The organism is Psychrobacter sp. (assembly GCF_035469765.1).
Taxonomy (GTDB): domain Bacteria; phylum Pseudomonadota; class Gammaproteobacteria; order Pseudomonadales; family Moraxellaceae; genus Psychrobacter.
In genome coordinates, this window is record NZ_DATIRM010000162.1 from 1 (window position 1) to 17,188 (window position 17,188).

The following is a 17,188-nucleotide window of genomic DNA, read 5'->3' on the forward strand; positions in this document are numbered from 1 at the left end:
TATATAGCCTAGCATGGTGAACTGCTGCCTTTCTCACTGAGAAACCGCTGAGTAAATATGGCGTAATTATTCCACCTACCCTCAATTCCCTATATAATAAAAAGTCGTTGATGATGGTGATTGGTATGAGATTTCCTATACACGCGCTGTATTTTATGCGTTTTATATTCCTACAGGCTACACCATTAAAAAAAAGCGGCTATCTATTGAGCGCCATACTTCTTATCGCCTGTCAGCCAACCTCTCCTACCGAAGCAGTGAGCAGTGAAAATAATGAAGCGGTTGATATACCGCTAATTAGTGCGGATAGTGTCACCATCACGCCCGATCATATTTTGAGTATCAAGCCCACCCGTTATCAGCCAAGCCTTGGCTTACAAGGTCGTATTGAGCCTATCAAGCAAATCAACCTTATCGCAGCGCAACCCCTGAAAGTGGAGCAAGTATTGGTAAGTGAAAATCAATGGGTAAAAAAAGGTACGCCTCTTCTCATCGTTCGACGTCAGGCACCATCAAATAAAGTGATAAGCCCAGATAAATCTGACAGTTATGAAACAGATATTAGCCTAAATACGATAGACTCTAGTAATAATAAAGTGACCGATTCGGCTAATACCAATCAGATATCGACGCTGAATGGAAAATCTAACGCGACTGCTCCTAAAGCTAGGTCAACGCCTTCTAATAATTTGATAACACTGCGAGCCAGCTTTTCAGGACGGGTCAAAAATCTGTCTGCACAAGTAGGACAAGAGATAGATGCTCAAACGTCGTTATTAACGCTCAGTGATGAGAAACAATTGCATTTTGTCTCAACGTTACCTATTGAAGCTGAATCACAAATCTCTGTCGGTCAGACCGTCAATTTTACTGCTGAAGATAGGGTCGATAAATTTACCGGTCAGGTTAGTAAAGTACAGAATATAAAACAGCCCATACAGTTATTGGTTTATGTGAACGTCGTTAATAATGAAGTCAGTCGCAACCAGATAGCGTCTGGCATGCAAGTTACTGGTCGAGTTGATTACGGACAGATAGAGGTTGGTACGGTTGTACCAAAAAACGCTTTACATAATGTCAATTTAACCCAAATACAGGTGCCACCTTATAAACCTTTACGTTCTTTGAGGGCTGATATTTGGATTATAGGACAGGATCAGCGCTTGACCCGCCAGTCTGTTGAGGTCATCGAATACTATCCACTCACCAAACAGTATTTAATCGCTGGCATTAGTAATGACAGCTTAATTTGTCTTGCAAACTTACCTATTGAATCTAAGGGTAAAAAAGTGGTGGTTTCTTAGGTATAAAGGTACACAGTTACATTGTGTAGAAACATTAACAAAGCACGCCTTGTTTAATAACATCCTGTTTAGGCAATATAGCGTATTATGAATAATATGAAAGTTATGAATAGTATGAAAGCATAACTTGTATTTTAGATGTTTGTGCTACAAGCATTTGGAATAATTGAAAATTAAGGGCGGACACCTCTTTTTTAATGATAAAAAGAGCAGCATATAGACAACCTATAACAACAACTAGAGGAAACGATATGAGTAAGCAGATTTTGTTAATTGAAGATGATCCAGATTTGGCTGAGTTAATCAGCGATTATCTGACCATGAATTATTATGACGTTCATCATGCAGGACTTGGACAAGAAGGTCTGGATGTATTAGATACCAAAGAGCGTGATATTGATTTGGTGGTGCTCGACCTGATGCTACCTGATATGGACGGTATGCAGGTTTGCCAAAAGATACGTGGCAACAAAAACAATATGACCAATAAAGTGCCGATTATTATGCTAACGGCAAAAGGCGATACCACAGACCGTGTATTGGGTCTTGAGATGGGCGCCGATGATTATATTTCCAAACCTTTTGAGCCGCGTGAACTGCTCGCTCGTATTCGTGCCGTTATTCGTCGCCATGAGCAGCCAAACCAAGCGGACAGTCAGTCTGATAGCTTAACTTTCGGTCGTTTAAGCGTTTTCCCTGACAGTCATGAAGTCACCATCGATGATCTGCCAGTACGTTTGACGACGCATCAGTTCCAATTGCTACACTATTTTGCCACTCATTCTGGCAAAGTATTGAATCGCGAGCAGCTGTGGCAAGCCATGCCAAATGATGATAGCTCAGACAATATTGATCGTGCCATTGACGTGCATATCTCACGCCTGCGCGCTTTAATTGAAGATAATCCACGTCAGCCAAAGCGTATTATCACGGTACGCGGTGTCGGCTATCAGTTTGCCACTGATCAAGTGTAGTTTGTAATGTACCGTCAGTAAATAAACAGTCGAACGGATTTAAAAGTGTTCATTAAAAGGGGTATCATACATATGATGACTCCTTTTTTTTACTCCTATAAACCAGATGGTTGATTCAGTTTAAAAACAATATAGTGCTAATGATATGAATCTGTTTTTTCTATTTAGACTTAACGATATCAGTAACTAATAATGAAGCATTTGATAATAGAGATGATTTGATGCAGCAATTGGGTTTTCGTTCCGTATTTGCCAAGTTATTTGCTAGTGTTATGCTGGCGCTTATCTTATTTGCCGTTGCAATGGTATTGCTGACGCAGTTAGTACATGATAAAGATGCTGGCATTCGCTCAGAGGTATTAGCGACACAAATCTTGGGACAAATCGACCCTTTTTTAAATGAGCTAAATATCGCGGTTAGTAAAGAAAATCGCTTACAATCGCGTTTTATGCTGGCGGTGGTCAAAAAAAGCTTTGATATCTTTGATGAATCACTGCAAGCAAAAATGGGGCTCTATGATAGTGAAGGTCATCTACTGATGCAGACAGACAATAGCGATTTGCCGCTAGAGCTTCCTGACCCACCTTCTTTATTTTCACGCGTTTTCCCTTCTTTTGCAGAAACATCGCCAACTAAGCAAGCACAAGTATATAGCAGCACAGGCTATACGCTATTATATGAATCACGCTTACCACCTAAAAAGCCGGTACTTTCTGCTGCGCTTAATTTATTTACCGGTACACTATTATTGCTTATCATTATGGCAGGTGTACTCTGGTGGATTGCTCGTACTATTACTTGGCGCATCAATCAGATGAGCCAACAGATGGCTCAGCTTGGCGATGGTGACTTTACCGTACGGGTCAATGCGCGCGGTAATGATGAAATCGCCTCGCTTGCACGCGGCTTTAATCAAGCTGCACAGAAGATAGAACACCTTATTGATGCCAATAATCTATTATTAGCACACGCATCGCATGAGCTGCGTACTCCTATCACACGCATTCGTTTGCAAATTGAAATGATGGATATGCTGACGAGTGCACTACCAAGTGATATTAAGGCCAAATTTGATAAGCGCGCTCAAGCCATTAATCGTGACCTCTCAGGTCTTAACGATTTAGTCGAAAGTATTTTGTTGGTAAGCCGCTTGGATGCCGGTCATGCCTTACAGCAGGTTGAACATTTAGATTTATATGACTTGGTGAACCAAGAGCGCCAACATTATCCTGAAGCGACATTGATTGGTGAGCATATCGTGATTGATGGCCAGTCATCGATGCTCACGCATTTAATTCGTAATCTATTAACCAACGCCATGCTACACGGCAAACCACCGGTCACTGTACTGCTGTACGGCGTGCAAACACTGGAGGAAGCTGAAAACATCCCAGATTTTTTACTGCAGACAGTATTATGTAGTGGTTTTGCAGACTATAACAACTCAGATTTTGATTCTTATGAGAATATCTCTCAAGATATACATCAGCTTGAATATCATATGTATAAGAACAAGGATTCATTAGAGCTTGACGACCCTAGCAGCCTAGCTCATTCAAAGCCAAAAGTAGATAATAATGATACTGTTACAGTATTACCTGCACCGCCTATTTTTAGAAATGGTGAAAACGTAGAGATAGATGCGGATGTTAGCACTGATGATGCTGAGCATGTTACAGACCACGACAATGACAATATTAACGATTTAAATCTATTAGAACCTGCTGATACAAGTGATACGCTTGAAATAGTAAGTCAGTCTTCACTGTTTGCTAATTATCAAAGTTTTACCTCAGATTTAACCGATAAACTAAAAAAGGTCATGTGGCGTGTGGTACCTGAGAAGCCAAAAGTGCCAGAAAATAATGACCCATCTATTGAAAATGCCCTTGATGACAATACTATTAACAATACTCCAGAGCATGGTAATGGCAGCATAAAGCAAAGCACTAAAAACAGTCTTAAAGAGGACAGTAAAGACAACCACAAAGAAAGTACTGAAAACTCAAATACTACTCGTAAAGAAAGCCTATTTAGCAAACATCTCAAAAGAGCCAAACCGGAACCAACACGTCCCCTGCCCAAATATGTGGTGTTGGCAGTGATTGATGAAGGTGACGGTATTCCTGAAAACAAACGTGAAGAAGTATTCAGTCCGTTTGTGCGCTTACAGCAAAAAAACAAAGGCTCAGGGCTTGGTTTATCATTGGTTTCACAAATTGTCACTGCCCATCAAGGACGAATCACCACCGATACCATCAATGGTCATACACGATTTTTGGTGGTGTTACCTGTCAAACTCGATCTTCATTATCATCATGACAATCGTGACTGATTTTATTCACTTATATAATATAGAGATTTGAAGCAGTGCGACTAGGTTAAGATCTAAAAGCCTTTGCCGCGCACAGCATATAATAGGCGAGAAAATGTATCCGAGTAATGCTCTCCCTATCTTATGCTGCATATCTTTATATTGACTAAGCTGAGTTGGAAGTCAATCGCCAATGCCCGTATCCAAAACCTTGCATAATATGCTATATTAGCGCCCCTTATTATGGGGTTACTAAATGTGGTTTTTAACTCAGCTGTTAGGCAGCTAAAGAAACACCAACATTTGATAACCACTAAAACATTTATTAAATTTTGAGCCTTCCATGAGTGACATGATTGTCTTAAACGATGTGACCAAGAGTTTTTTGAGTGACCGGTCTATAAAAGATAAAGACGGCAAGCCACATTGGTTTACTGCTGTTGAGCCGACGTCATTGAGCGTCAAGCAAGGCGAGATTTTTGGCTTGATGGGCTATTCAGGTGCAGGTAAATCAACACTTTTACGTCTGATTAATTTGCTTGAACGTCCCGATTCAGGTCAAGTGATTATTGATGGTACAGACCTGACTTCTTTGTCTGCCAGTGATTTGCGTATTGCCCGTCACAATATCGGTATGATTTTTCAGCAATTTAACTTGATGTCCAACCGCACAGTCTTTGACAATGTTGCCTTTAACTTAACAGTTGCAGGCTACCCTCGCGCTGATATTCATAAGCGTGTCATGGATTGTCTAGACATCGTTGATTTAACCGACCGCGCTAGTCACTATCCTGCGCAGTTGTCAGGCGGACAAAAACAGCGTGTTGGTATCGCCCGTGCGATTGCGCCAAGCCCAAAAGTGCTCCTTGCTGATGAGCCGACTAGTGCGCTTGACCCTGCCACTACGCGCAGTTTGTTGACTTGCTTACGTGATATCAATGAGCAGCTTGGGGTCACTATCGTCATTGTAACGCATGAGATGAGCGTCATTCGCAGACTATGTGACCGCGCAGCCTTGTTACATCAAGGACAATTACTCGAAGTCGCAGACATCCGCGACGGTCTCATTCAGGCCACCACCCCAATTGGCAAAGGCTTAGTCCACGAAGACTAATGAGGCAGGAGAGATAAACATGATAACCGGTGCAGAATTATCCGCCTCGATAGACAAGCTGCTTGTGCTGCGTAAAGAGATTTGGCAGGCGTTTTTAGATACTTTTATTATGCTGGGTATCTCAACCACAGTAGCCATTCTTATCGGCGGTCTGTTTGGCGTCTTCTTATTTTTATCCAGTGATCGGCAGTTTTTGCAGAATAAAACGTTCTATGCTGTACTTGGTGGCATCACCAACTTTATGCGTGCCTTCCCGTTTGTGATTTTGATGGTTGCAATGAGCCCCTTTACCAAAGCCATCGTCGGTACAGGTATTGGTCCTATCGCCGCCTCATTAGTGCTTGCGATTGCCGGCTCATTTTACTTTGCACGTTTGGTTGAGCAAAACTTACGTGAAGTACCGCGTGGTATTATTGAAGCGACCGAATCGATGGGCGCAAGACCTTTTACGATTATCAAAGTATTACTAAACGAGGCTCGTTCTGGCTTGGTCTTGTCTGTGACCATCCTTTGTATCAGTTTGCTGTCCTTTTCAGCAGCCGCTGGTATGATTGGCGGCGGCGGTTTGGGTGACTTGGCGATTCGCTACGGTTATTACCGCTATCAAACTGAAGTGATGGTATTCATCGTCATTATGCTATCCATCATGGTTATTGGTATTCAAGCCTTAGGTAATTGGATCGCAAACCGATTGGATAAGCGCTAAAAACGATTCATCGTATGGCTCATTAATAGCCGCTATTACCCATCAGCTAATGTCCAATATGAATAATACACATGGTGTAATACTGATTCATCCTAAGCAAATGCTTGACTTTATAACTGATTCCCTTTAATTTTGATACTATCTTAACACTCGTTAACTTAGCAGCATTACTATTCATAATGTTGCTTTTTTAATGCAGTTTTTTTAATCCTGTTTTGATCCCAGTATTTTATCCTTTTATCTCTACCCTTATTAAGGAAGTTCCATGAAATTAACAGATATCAGCCGTCAAGTAGCAACTGCATTTGCGGCTGTTGGCGTATCAGGTCTCGTATTGGTCGGTTGCAACAACTCATCAGCACCAGAAGCCACTCAAGAGCCAGTCACTGAAGGCGCTACTGAAACTACAAATACAGAGGCTACTACGACCAGTGATATCGACCCTGAACATACCAAAATCATCATCGGTACGACCGAAGGCGACTTCGCTGATATGGTTCGTAACCAAGTAAAGGGTTCGCTAGAGGCACAAGGTTATGAAGTTGAGCTGGTAACATTTACCGATTATGTTCGTCCAAACGTTGCATTAGCAGATGGCGACTTAGACATCAACATCTTCCAACATAAGCCTTATCTAGACACCTTCAAAAAAGAAAACAACCTTGATTTGGTCGAAGTTTTTCAAGTTCCTACTGCCCCACTAGGTATTTATGCAGGTAAAAAAACCAAAATCGAAGAAGTTTATAAGGGCATGAGCGTCTCTGCACCCAATGACCCAAGTAACTTTGCTCGCGCATTAGTCATGATGAATGAGCTTGGCTGGATTACGCTAAAAGACAATATCGATCCATTGACTGCTTCAAAAGCTGATATCGCTGACAACAGCAAATACGACATCAAAATTGTTGAGCTAGAAGCGGCACAGTTACCACGTGCTCGTGATGAAGTAGATTTTGCCATCATCAATGGTAACTATGCTACAGATTCTGGTATCAAGTTAACTGAAGCACTATTCCAAGAGCCAAGCTTTGCTTATGTGAACTGGTCTGCTATCAAAACTGCTGATAAAGATAAAAAATGGGTAAAAGACGTGACCAACGCTTATAACTCAGATGCCTTTAAAAAGTATGCTCATGACAGCTTCCCTGGCTACAAATATCCAAAAATCTGGGGCGCTGACACTGCAAGTACCACACCTGTAGAAGCTGCTGCTAAATAGTCATTACTAGTTAATAGATTTAATACGACTCATCTATTTAAATGATTCGTTTTGAGTAATAAGAAAAAGCCCATTATTCATAAATAATGGGCTTTTTCTGGTCTGTACTTTAGTAATGATAGGCAAGAAATAATTGAAATGACGTTACAGCCTGTTTGTCCTTTGTAGGAAAGCGTCAGCTACCCTTTCACTTACCACTGCTTTTGCCTATAGTGGATACACTTAATAGAGATAGCGAGCATCTTATTGCTTACTTCACCCTCTATTATCAATACACATATCAATAACAAGGACAATAATATGCGTGCTAAAAATTATAATATCCGCACTGCTGGACAAGCCAATATTCCCGTGCTCGGGCTAGGTACTTGGCAATCGACGGGGCAAGACTGTGTCGATGTCGTCAGCCAAGCGTTAGAAATGGGCTATGAGCATATCGATACGGCGCAAGCTTACGGCAATGAGAAAGAAGTTGGTCAAGGTATCAAACAATCAGGCGTGGCTCGCGACAAGTTCTTCTTGACCACCAAAATATTTCCTGATGATATGAAGTTTGAACCAGAAAAGCTCGTCGCCGCTGCTAAGCGCTCATTGGAAAATCTAGATACAGATTATGTTGATTTATTGCTGTTACACTGGCCTGATGAACGTGTACCGTTATCAGAGACTATTCCTGCGTTATGCGAGCTGCAAAAACAGGGGCTGACTCGCAATATCGGCGTCTCTAACTTTAACATCGCCAATATCATTGAAGCCAAGCGATATGCTGACGTGCCGATTGTAGTGAACCAAGTCGAGTTTCACCCCTTTATTAAACAAAACACCTTGCAAACCTTTTTGCACAATCATCATATTTTATTGGAAGCTTACTCGCCACTAGCACGCGGGGATGTTTTTGATAACCATATTATCAAAGAGATTGCTAATCACCATAAGGTTACGCCAGCACAAATATCATTAGCTTGGATTTTATCAGACAAGCATCGTATTGCGATTCCAAAGACGTCTAATCCTGATCATCTACAAGGTAATTTAGATGCCATCGATGTGCAGTTGAGTGCTGACGAAATTGAGAAAATAAGTAGCTTAGCGCGTGCTGATGGTCGTAAAATTAAGCATCCAGATTATTCACCAGAATGGGATGATTAAATCGACTAGACTATTATGAAATTGCATAAAAAAGCCAGTGAGTTCTAATCACTGGCTTTTTTATATTTTAAATACTGACCATTATTACTGCTGCAGTGTTTTAGTCTCATGAAGCTTTTCAGCAGGATTATATTGTTCAGAAGGCGGTACCGCACCATTACGATTGTTTTCTTTCATCGATTTTGCAACTTCTGGCGGCATATAGTTTTCATCATGTTTTGCCAATACTTCACCCGCTACAAAAGTATCGCCTTGCATTTTACCAGTCGCGACAACACCTGAATTCTCAGCGAACAAGTCTGGCAAGATACCTTGATAAGTGACTGGTACGGTCGATTGAAAGTCTGTGATAGCAAATTCAACGCTCAAAGGGTCGTTTGGCGCACGCTGTACACTACCTGCTACGACCATACCACCTGCACGAATACGTTTGTCTTGTGGTGCTTCACCTTGCGCAATGGCGGTCGCGTCAAAGTAGTAGTCAGTCTGTTGTCCTATAGCATAAATTACCAACACCACGGCTATCGCTGCCCCTGCAAGCGTAAACATAACCCACATCAGTTTTTTACGACGAACTGCGTTCATACTACTACCTCATTGATGAGTCACTGTTTTAGATACTATCCATCTATAAAACAGAAAATATTAAAGAAACTACCATTAGAAAAACGTTCTAAAAATGTCTTTCTAATCGTACTCTTCTAATAGCTATATGGTAGCATTTTATATATAACTCAATAAGCTTAGCACTCTTTATTAAGACCCTTCATCAGCTCACTTATGTATCAGCGCTATACGTCAAATCTAGATAGCAAAAGTATGATATAAAATGACTTCTAGTGAGTGCTTTTAGTCACCGGTGTGGGCGTTTTGGTCGTGCGCTGTGCCTGGCGGGCTTGCTGAATTGCCAGCTGCTTGATAAGGGCTTGTCTTTGACGACGGCTATAAAATACAAAAGCCAGCATCATACCAACGGTAATCGCCCAGCATGACCAGACAAAAACGCCATGCTTGCCCATGGCAATAAACTCAGAAAAACTATAAAAGTAAGGCTGCATCATATTTTCCTAGCCGTTATTTGGTTGGTCGACAGTCATTACAGTCATTTGGCTTGTCCGCGAATGTATTCTTTCACCCACGCTTTACCTTGGTCACGATGCAATATTAGCGTATTGGTACGGTAAATCGCTAAAGTCGCAACCAGTAAATAACTACCGATAATCATCAATAATAATGGTAGCCACATATCTGCTGACATCTTAGGTGCAGCGGTCAACGTAAAGGTCGAGCCTTGATGCAAGGTATTCCACCACTGCACTGAATACTTAATAATCGGCAAGTTCACTGCGCCAACGATAGACAAAATAGCCGCCGCTTTACCGCGGTTAGCAGTGTGCTCGAAGGCGGCAAACAATGCCATCACACCTGCATATAAAAATGCCAAAATCAGCATAGACGTCAGCCGCGCATCCCAAACCCACTAAGTACCCCACGTGGGTTTTGCCCAAATAGACCCCGTCAATAAACTAATCACGCACAATAAAAATCCTAGAGGGGCAAGTGCCTGCGCAACAAGACTTGCTGTCTTAATTTTCCAGACTAGATAAATCACCCCAAGTACAGCTAAGGAAAAATAGATTGAAATAGCAAGGCTTGCTGCTGGTACATGGATAAAGATAATACGATAACTATTGCCTTGCAGATAATCAGGCGGCGCAAAAGCCAGCCCCCAAATACTGCCGATGAGCAAGAAAAGACTGGCTAATATCGCCAGCCACTTGACCCAAGGCGAGAAGATACGAAAGAACTCCTTAGTACCCACCGTGGTCAAGAAAACTTGCCAGATACGTTGCCACAGGCTAGGAGAAGAAACATTATTTAGGTTGGGCATGGATATAAACCTATTGTGCAGCTGGTGATTATCGAGTAAAACGCCTGATTCATACAATTACCTGCTAACCCGCTGGCGTTAAACGCTGGATAGAATCTACACGTGAGTGAGTGTTTGTTTAATAAACTATTATAGCAAAGTTGCCTGTTTTCATCATGTTGTTAATATAAAAGGCTTTAATAAGAGAATGAACAACATGCCAGTGCAAACTTTTAATTCAACCACGACATTTTTAACGTCATAGCAATCACCCATGGCATTATCAACACTGAAATAATACTACCTGCTAACAGCAACGCCAAAATAGGTAATCCGTTAAGACCAGTGGCAAATAAATCAACCGCACCAGTGGCAAAAATCAATACCGGCAACTGCATCGGCAAAGCAATCAAAGGCACTAGCACCGCACCATTCTTCAATGATAACGTCAAACTGCTAGCGACCGCTGACAACATTAAAAGCATCGGACTGCCAGTGACAATAGAGGCCATCAATATCCACGCCTCAAACCAGCTGAGCTGAAATAAAGGCACGGCGAGTAAACTTAATGCCGCTACAATACCACTACTAAAAATCCAGTGAATCACCAAACGAATCAGCACCCATAAGGGCAGCGATGCTTTAGCGACGACCAATTGTGCCAGTGTGCCATTATCAAGCGCAGGTTTAAATAAACCATCGACGCCCATCACCAATGACAATAATGCAGCAATCCATACCGCTGATACGCCAAGGCGTTGTAATAGTGCAGGCTCACTCCCAACTGCCAGCGGGAACAAGGTAATAATCACCAAAAACAGCACCAACGGATACAACCACTGCACAGCCCCTTGCTGCTTAACCTGCCATTCACGCCGCCACAGCTGCATAAAACTGATACTGCGCATATCAGATATATGCGTATTTAAGCTAGTATTTACGGTTGGTAATAAACTGTCTGTTTCTATCATTTATACGCTCTTCAACTGATGCTTATCGCACTGATACTGGTGGTATTTATACCATGTAATCGGATAAATCGAGCACTTGATTGGCAACGCCGACCGCTTGGTGACTGGTCATTAATATCGCCCCACCTTCATGGGCAAAATCTCGCAATCGGTCTTCCATCCGTGCAACCATATCGACATCAATCGCGGTAAATGGCTCATCAAGTAACCATAATGGCGTCACTTCAGGCGTCAGTAAATATAACCGCGCAAGGGTAATTCGCCTTGTTTGACCCGCAGATAAATGACTTGAGCTTATGGTCTCAAATCCTTGTAACCCTACCCAATTGAGGGCATCGTCAATATCAGCAGCGCTTGGTGTGATACCATATAAATTCAGCAAAAAGGTGAGGTTTTGGGCAACGGTGAGATTGGGATGAATGCCCAATTGATGCGACACATACAAAGGCTGAATCGGTAAACTGACTGCCCCTTGATAATAAGTCTCACCTGTTAGCACCGGCAATAATCCAGCCAGCTGCATGAGTAACGTGGTCTTACCAGTACCATTGGCACCAATCAAATGGCAAATACTGCCTGCAGACAAATTGAGTGAAACCCCCTCACATAAAGGCGTTTCACCGCGCTGAACCGTCAGCTCATCAAGCGCAAGTAAGGCGGTATTCAAAGCCGTCATTACAACCTCTCATTATTTATTGAGCCGCAGTCAATATTCATCACAAACAAAGACGATGTTCGTGGCATAATACTTTATGCCCCATAACCACACAGTATAACAAATTGTCGATTACTATGACCTCAAAACCTATGCAGACTTCAAAAGATATTCAAAACCCAAATACGCTTGTGCTAACGATAGACGGCTTAATTGATGCACAAGTTACGTTTATGCAGCACTGGCTACGTAAGCAAGCTGAACCGCTGAGCATGGAAGCTTGGCAGTGGCTTGGTGCACAGCCATTGGCTAAATATATCAGTAGCGATAATTTGCAACGCCTGCTTAATGATTGGCTACTAGAACATCCACTAAGCGAGGTAATGCGCACCGATGTACGCGATATCTTGCATAGCATTATTTATCATCCAGCCAATGACAATGTGCCGTTATCAGAGCTTGTCGATGATACGCAAGTTGAAACGCTAGCGAACTATGTCGGCAGCCATAAACAGCAGCGCAATATCTTGATTCATACATTGGTTGGCAACGATACGTTTGCAGATTTGTTGACCCAAACGCTATATCACGCCATCAACGATTTTATGGAAAATACGCTAGACAAAGCTGGCGGTGTTGGTAAGCTGATGAAACTTGGGCGCAGCTCATTTGAAAAGGCAACCAACAGAAACCTTGATGAAAAATTACAGACGTATCTGCATCGCAATATTAAAGATTTGGCGCATCGCGCAGAAGCCAATGCCCAAGAGCATTTATCCAATGAAGAAGTCGCGCGATTATTGATCACTGGTTGGGCACGGATTAAAGAGCAGCCGATTAGCCATATCCAAACCTACCTACGTGATGAGCCTGACAATAGCAGCATCGATCATATTGAAGCCAGTATTCAGCAGAGTTACAACCGCTTGCGCATGTCACCTTATTTGCACAGCCTTGTAGCAGCGAGCGTCGACACTTGGTATCGCAATCATCAGTCCGACACCATAGCAAAGGTGGCAGAAAGCTTAAATATCGACGAGGCAGCAATGATGCAACTGTCTATTACCCTGCTACCTATCCTCTATGATGCGCTTGAAAGCGAATGGTTGACAGCACATCTGCGGGAAATACTGCAAGAGTTTTATAGCCAACCCAATATCAAAGACAGTTTAGGTTTTAACGAGCAGTAATTTATTTTTGCCTGCTTGTTTATCCGTATTTCTTATTAATCCTTATTATTCATTTGTTGGTTAGCAGACTATTTATGAGTCAACATACTAAATTTAGCTTATGGAAAAAAATGAAGCAGCTGCTAACCACATCCACTGTGCGCTCTGTTATTGATAAAATTAAAGCGTCTAAGGATTTGCCAATCTCTGACTTTCATAATGAGATTGATAGTCAGGTGATTGCGTCGCAAGTAGCAACTGATAATGTCAATATTGATAACAGAAATACTGACCCTGACAATACTAACAGCACTGTCAGCGCTAAAAATGCGTCTAGCGCAGACGAAAATGTTGCCGATAACAGCGATGTTATGAATAAGCCTGTGGAGGCTGATATAGGCACTGCTAAGAATAAGGGTTTCGACAGTATTACAAAACAAAATAAAGAAAGCGGTACGCCCATTGTTGATTATCTAAAACAATACTTTGACGATAAAGAGTGGCACTATAATCATTATCAACCTAAGATAAGAGACAGCCAAAAATCACACTATTTGTCTTTAAGAATGCGCAATAAGCAGCTCGATTGTGGTTATCTATTTCGGGTACAAGAAAAAACCAAACTGCTGGCAGTCTATGGTATCTTGCCATTTCTGATACCAGAAAGTCATCAAAGTGCCGCTATGTTATTGATTACTCAAATTAACTACGACATGATGATTGGCAATTTAGAGATGGATGTCGATGATGGCGAAATACGCTATAAAAATGCCATTGATATCGAAGCGGTCGGTCTTGATGACGATATACTTGAGCATTTATTGCAAAGTATCATTGCGATGACCACAGTCGCTCATGAGATATTTAGTGATTTGGTCAATAACCAATACCCTGCTGAAGAATTACCCGATCTACTCTTACAGCTACGCCAACAAGCAGACTCCAGAACCTTCTTTTTGCCCACTCAGTTTGTGCAGTAAGAAGGCGCTACTATTAATAACTACCCTGCGTTTAACGTGTTAGAAAACAAGCGTCTAAGGCGACAGTTTTAAAACACCTCATTCAACAACCAATTCTTTAGAAAAACAACAATTCGATGTTAAAAATATTATGCTAAAAATTGCCTACTCTGATGTTTTTCGTTATTCAGTACCAGAAAAACACCGTTTTCCGATGCAAAAATACACCATGATTCCTGAGCGCCTATTGGCAGAAGGGACTATCAAGCCAGATAATTTTTTTGCGCCGGCACGCTTAAGTGAAGATGAGATTTTAACGACGCACACTGCTGACTACTGGTATCAGCTAAAGACCCAAACCCTGCCCCGAAAAGAAGCACGAGTCATCGGTTTTGAGATGACAGCTGAGCTGGTAGAGCGTGGTCGCTATATTGCTCACGCCACTTATGAATGTGCTCTTTTTGCGCAGCAATACGGCGTATCAATGAATGTCGCTGGTGGTACACATCATGCCTTTGCTGGTCATGGTGAGGGATTTTGCGTTTTTAATGATGTCTGTGTCGCGAGCAACTTATTACTCAATCGTGGACAAGCGCAGAAGATTCTGGTCGTTGATTTGGATGTCCATCAAGGCAATGGTAATGCCAGCATCATGGCAGACGAGCCGCGCGTTTTTGTCTTTAGTATGCATGGTGCAAAGAACTATCCATTTCGCAAGCAAGTGTCAGACTTAGATATTGAGCTTGATAATGATACCGGTGATACTGAATATTTACAGATTTTAGCGCAGACCCTACCAAGACTAATCGCAGATTTCGCACCGGATATGATTTTTTATCAATCCGCTGTCGATATATTGGCAACTGATAAATTGGGTAAGCTTGGATTAACAATAGAAGGCTGCAAGGCGCGTGATGAATATGTCCTACGCCAAGCCAAAACCGCCAATATTCCAATCGCTATCGTCATGGGTGGCGGTTATTCAGAAGACATCAACGATGTGGTTGAAGCGCACTGCAATACCTTTCGGCTGGCGCAGCAGATATTCTTTGATGAGGCGACTGACTAAAATTTAGCATCAATACTACTCTCGCTGCTGCTAAGTCATAAACGACATAATCCCTTGCCAGCATATACGTATACCAAGTACCGTGAGAATTACTAAAATCAGCTGACGAAAGCGTGCTTGTGGTAGATAACGACGCAAGCGGATGCCTACTAAAAGCGCTGCTATAGACAATATACTCAGTAAAACAATCAGCTGCCATTCACCACTGCTCAGCGCCATGATAGGCTCACGCAATACAATGATTTGGGCAATTTTACCCAAGAAATAGCACATGTTACCGACTTTGGCGATGGTATTTTTATCATCACTTGCAGACAACAAGTACATCATCAAAATCGTCGACATCGCGTTGGTTGCTCCACCAATGATGCCAGCACTAAGTCCAACAATAATTAGCACAGGCTTGGTATTGGGTAGACGAATTTGCTTGCCGAGCAAGCTACTGATGACATAAAAGCCAATCACAGCTGCCAATACCAATAAGATATAAGCGCTATCCACCCATAATAATAACTTAGCGCCTAACAGACTACCGAGCAGACTGGTTAACGCCAGTAGCCAATAACGCCCACCATAATAAATGAGATTTTGCCAAATCGTGCGCCCGCCACCTACCAGCCAAGTCATGGCATTGAGTAATAATGATGGAAAAATAACCAGCACAATAGCATGGGGTAACGGGTACATACTGGCAAGCGCAGTAGTGGTCACTAATGTCACCCCTAAGCCACTAATGCCATGTAGCAATGATGCCAGCGCAAAGATTGCAATCAGCAATAACGTCTGAGTATCATCGCTATCCATCATATCTGTAATCACAGTCACACCATTCAAGGTGTCATATCGCGAAGCACATCATTATCTATAAATATACCGTTAGCCATTATAACGTTGCCAAATCGCCTCACCAATAATGGTGGTTAATTGCTCGGCAATTTTATCCTTACTCGCCTTATCAAGTGTGATGCTATCGTGCTCATAATGCTCTGAGAAAAATACCTCCATCGCATTGTCATCACTGGCAAAACCAATGTCTGCGCGTGAGACATCATTACAAGCTATTAAGTCTAAATCTTTGGATATTAGCTTACCGCGAGCATAACGTTCGACATCTTGCGTTTCTGCCGCAAAACCAACGACAAACAATTCAGGGTGAGCAAGCGAAATCGTCGCTAAGATATCAGGATTTTTGACCAAGCTCAGCGTCATCGCCTCTTGAGTTTTTTTGATTTTTTGCGGCGCAGCTTCTTCAGTGCGATAATCAGCAACAGCAGCAGTGGCAATAAAGATATCAGCCACCTTCACGCTGCCATCATTGATATTATCAGCATGAACATGCGCTTCACCGCAATCACAGTCTCCATGCTGATGAGCATGTTCATGGCTGTGTTCATGAGAATGGTCATGTTCCTCTTCAAGCATATACTGTAGCGCATGATGCGTACCTTCCACACATTGCTGCGCGACCATCAGCATCTCTTTGGCTGATAGTACATCAATACGCGTGACATTCAGCGGTGTTGGCAGAGCAACTTTACCGCCAGTAATCAAAATAACATTCGCACCAGCAGCTACACAGGCACGAGCTAATGCAAAACCCATTTTTCCCGTAGAATGATTGGATAAATAACGCACCGGATCGATAGCTTCTACCGTCGGTCCTGCAGTAATCACAACTCTCTTGCCTGCCAAGAGTTGCGGTGTGGTTTGCATC

Annotated in this window: 16 protein-coding genes and 1 pseudogene; 10 read left to right on the plus strand and 7 right to left on the minus strand. The window is 42.3% G+C overall.

The window, feature by feature from the left end; all coding sequences use genetic code 11:
• The first annotated feature begins 125 nt into the window (after window positions 1–125).
• The 7 genes from VLN09_RS04655 to VLN09_RS04685 all read left to right on the plus strand — a co-directional run bounded on the left by VLN09_RS04655 (window position 126) and on the right by VLN09_RS04685 (window position 8,781).
• Window positions 126–1,304: an HlyD family efflux transporter periplasmic adaptor subunit gene (locus tag VLN09_RS04655; RefSeq protein ID WP_325244149.1), complete on the plus strand. Its 1,179-nt coding sequence runs from the start codon at window positions 126–128 to the stop codon at window positions 1,302–1,304.
• Window positions 1,305–1,555: 251 nt separating this feature from the next.
• On the plus strand, window positions 1,556–2,278 hold the full coding sequence (locus VLN09_RS04660; protein ID WP_325244151.1) for a response regulator transcription factor: 723 nt from the start codon (window positions 1,556–1,558) through the stop codon (window positions 2,276–2,278).
• 221 nt (window positions 2,279–2,499) lie between these two features.
• Window positions 2,500–4,614, plus strand: coding sequence for a sensor histidine kinase (locus VLN09_RS04665; RefSeq protein ID WP_325244173.1), 2,115 nt, complete (start codon window positions 2,500–2,502; stop codon window positions 4,612–4,614).
• 322 nt (window positions 4,615–4,936) lie between these two features.
• The gene (locus VLN09_RS04670; protein WP_325244153.1) at window positions 4,937–5,707 is read left to right on the plus strand and encodes a methionine ABC transporter ATP-binding protein; all 771 of its coding nucleotides are present in this window, start codon (window positions 4,937–4,939) and stop codon (window positions 5,705–5,707) included.
• A gap of 19 nt (window positions 5,708–5,726) precedes the next feature.
• Complete coding sequence (locus VLN09_RS04675) at window positions 5,727–6,413, plus strand: methionine ABC transporter permease (protein WP_325244155.1); 687 nt, start codon at window positions 5,727–5,729, stop codon at window positions 6,411–6,413.
• 265 nt (window positions 6,414–6,678) lie between these two features.
• Window positions 6,679–7,632 carry a MetQ/NlpA family ABC transporter substrate-binding protein gene (locus tag VLN09_RS04680; protein WP_325244157.1) on the plus strand — a complete coding sequence of 318 codons (954 nt, stop codon included), beginning with the start codon at window positions 6,679–6,681 and terminating at the stop codon, window positions 7,630–7,632.
• A 300-nt stretch (window positions 7,633–7,932) separates the two neighbouring features.
• The gene (locus VLN09_RS04685) at window positions 7,933–8,781 is read left to right on the plus strand and encodes an aldo/keto reductase (protein WP_325244159.1); all 849 of its coding nucleotides are present in this window, start codon (window positions 7,933–7,935) and stop codon (window positions 8,779–8,781) included.
• An 84-nt stretch (window positions 8,782–8,865) separates the two neighbouring features.
• Here the strand turns inward: VLN09_RS04685 and ccmE are convergent, their stop codons facing one another.
• The 5 genes and pseudogenes from ccmE to ccmA all read right to left on the minus strand — a co-directional run bounded on the left by ccmE (window position 8,866) and on the right by ccmA (window position 12,298).
• Entirely contained in the window at window positions 8,866–9,366 is a 501-nt protein-coding gene (gene ccmE / locus VLN09_RS04690) for a cytochrome c maturation protein CcmE (RefSeq protein ID WP_325244161.1), read from the minus strand.
• A 251-nt stretch (window positions 9,367–9,617) separates the two neighbouring features.
• Complete coding sequence (ccmD, locus tag VLN09_RS04695; RefSeq protein WP_325244175.1) at window positions 9,618–9,839, minus strand: heme exporter protein CcmD; 222 nt, start codon at window positions 9,837–9,839, stop codon at window positions 9,618–9,620.
• A gap of 44 nt (window positions 9,840–9,883) precedes the next feature.
• Window positions 9,884–10,672 (minus strand): annotated as a pseudogene (ccmC, locus tag VLN09_RS04700) (heme ABC transporter permease CcmC).
• Window positions 10,673–10,884: 212 nt separating this feature from the next.
• On the minus strand, window positions 10,885–11,559 hold the full coding sequence (locus VLN09_RS04705) for a heme exporter protein CcmB (RefSeq protein WP_325244177.1): 675 nt from the start codon (window positions 11,557–11,559) through the stop codon (window positions 10,885–10,887).
• A gap of 109 nt (window positions 11,560–11,668) precedes the next feature.
• On the minus strand, window positions 11,669–12,298 hold the full coding sequence (gene ccmA, locus VLN09_RS04710; protein WP_325244163.1) for a heme ABC exporter ATP-binding protein CcmA: 630 nt from the start codon (window positions 12,296–12,298) through the stop codon (window positions 11,669–11,671).
• 131 nt (window positions 12,299–12,429) lie between these two features.
• On the opposite strand from ccmA, the gene VLN09_RS04715 reads away from it, so the two are divergent.
• From VLN09_RS04715 to VLN09_RS04725, 3 genes are all read left to right on the plus strand, one after another.
• Window positions 12,430–13,467: a hypothetical protein gene (locus VLN09_RS04715; RefSeq protein ID WP_325244165.1), complete on the plus strand. Its 1,038-nt coding sequence runs from the start codon at window positions 12,430–12,432 to the stop codon at window positions 13,465–13,467.
• 74 nt (window positions 13,468–13,541) lie between these two features.
• Window positions 13,542–14,426, plus strand: coding sequence for a YbjN domain-containing protein (locus VLN09_RS04720; protein ID WP_325244167.1), 885 nt, complete (start codon window positions 13,542–13,544; stop codon window positions 14,424–14,426).
• A 130-nt stretch (window positions 14,427–14,556) separates the two neighbouring features.
• Window positions 14,557–15,474: a histone deacetylase gene (locus tag VLN09_RS04725; RefSeq protein WP_325244169.1), complete on the plus strand. Its 918-nt coding sequence runs from the start codon at window positions 14,557–14,559 to the stop codon at window positions 15,472–15,474.
• A 30-nt stretch (window positions 15,475–15,504) separates the two neighbouring features.
• Here VLN09_RS04725 and VLN09_RS04730 read toward each other — a convergent pair whose 3' ends face one another.
• Both VLN09_RS04730 and VLN09_RS04735 read right to left on the minus strand, forming a co-directional pair.
• Window positions 15,505–16,281 (minus strand): sulfite exporter TauE/SafE family protein, encoded by a 777-nt coding sequence (locus VLN09_RS04730; RefSeq protein WP_325244179.1) that lies wholly within the window; start codon window positions 16,279–16,281, stop codon window positions 15,505–15,507.
• A 69-nt stretch (window positions 16,282–16,350) separates the two neighbouring features.
• Window positions 16,351–17,188, minus strand: an 838-nt coding sequence (locus tag VLN09_RS04735) for a phosphopantothenoylcysteine decarboxylase (protein ID WP_325244171.1), incomplete at its 5' end; no start/stop codon positions are given.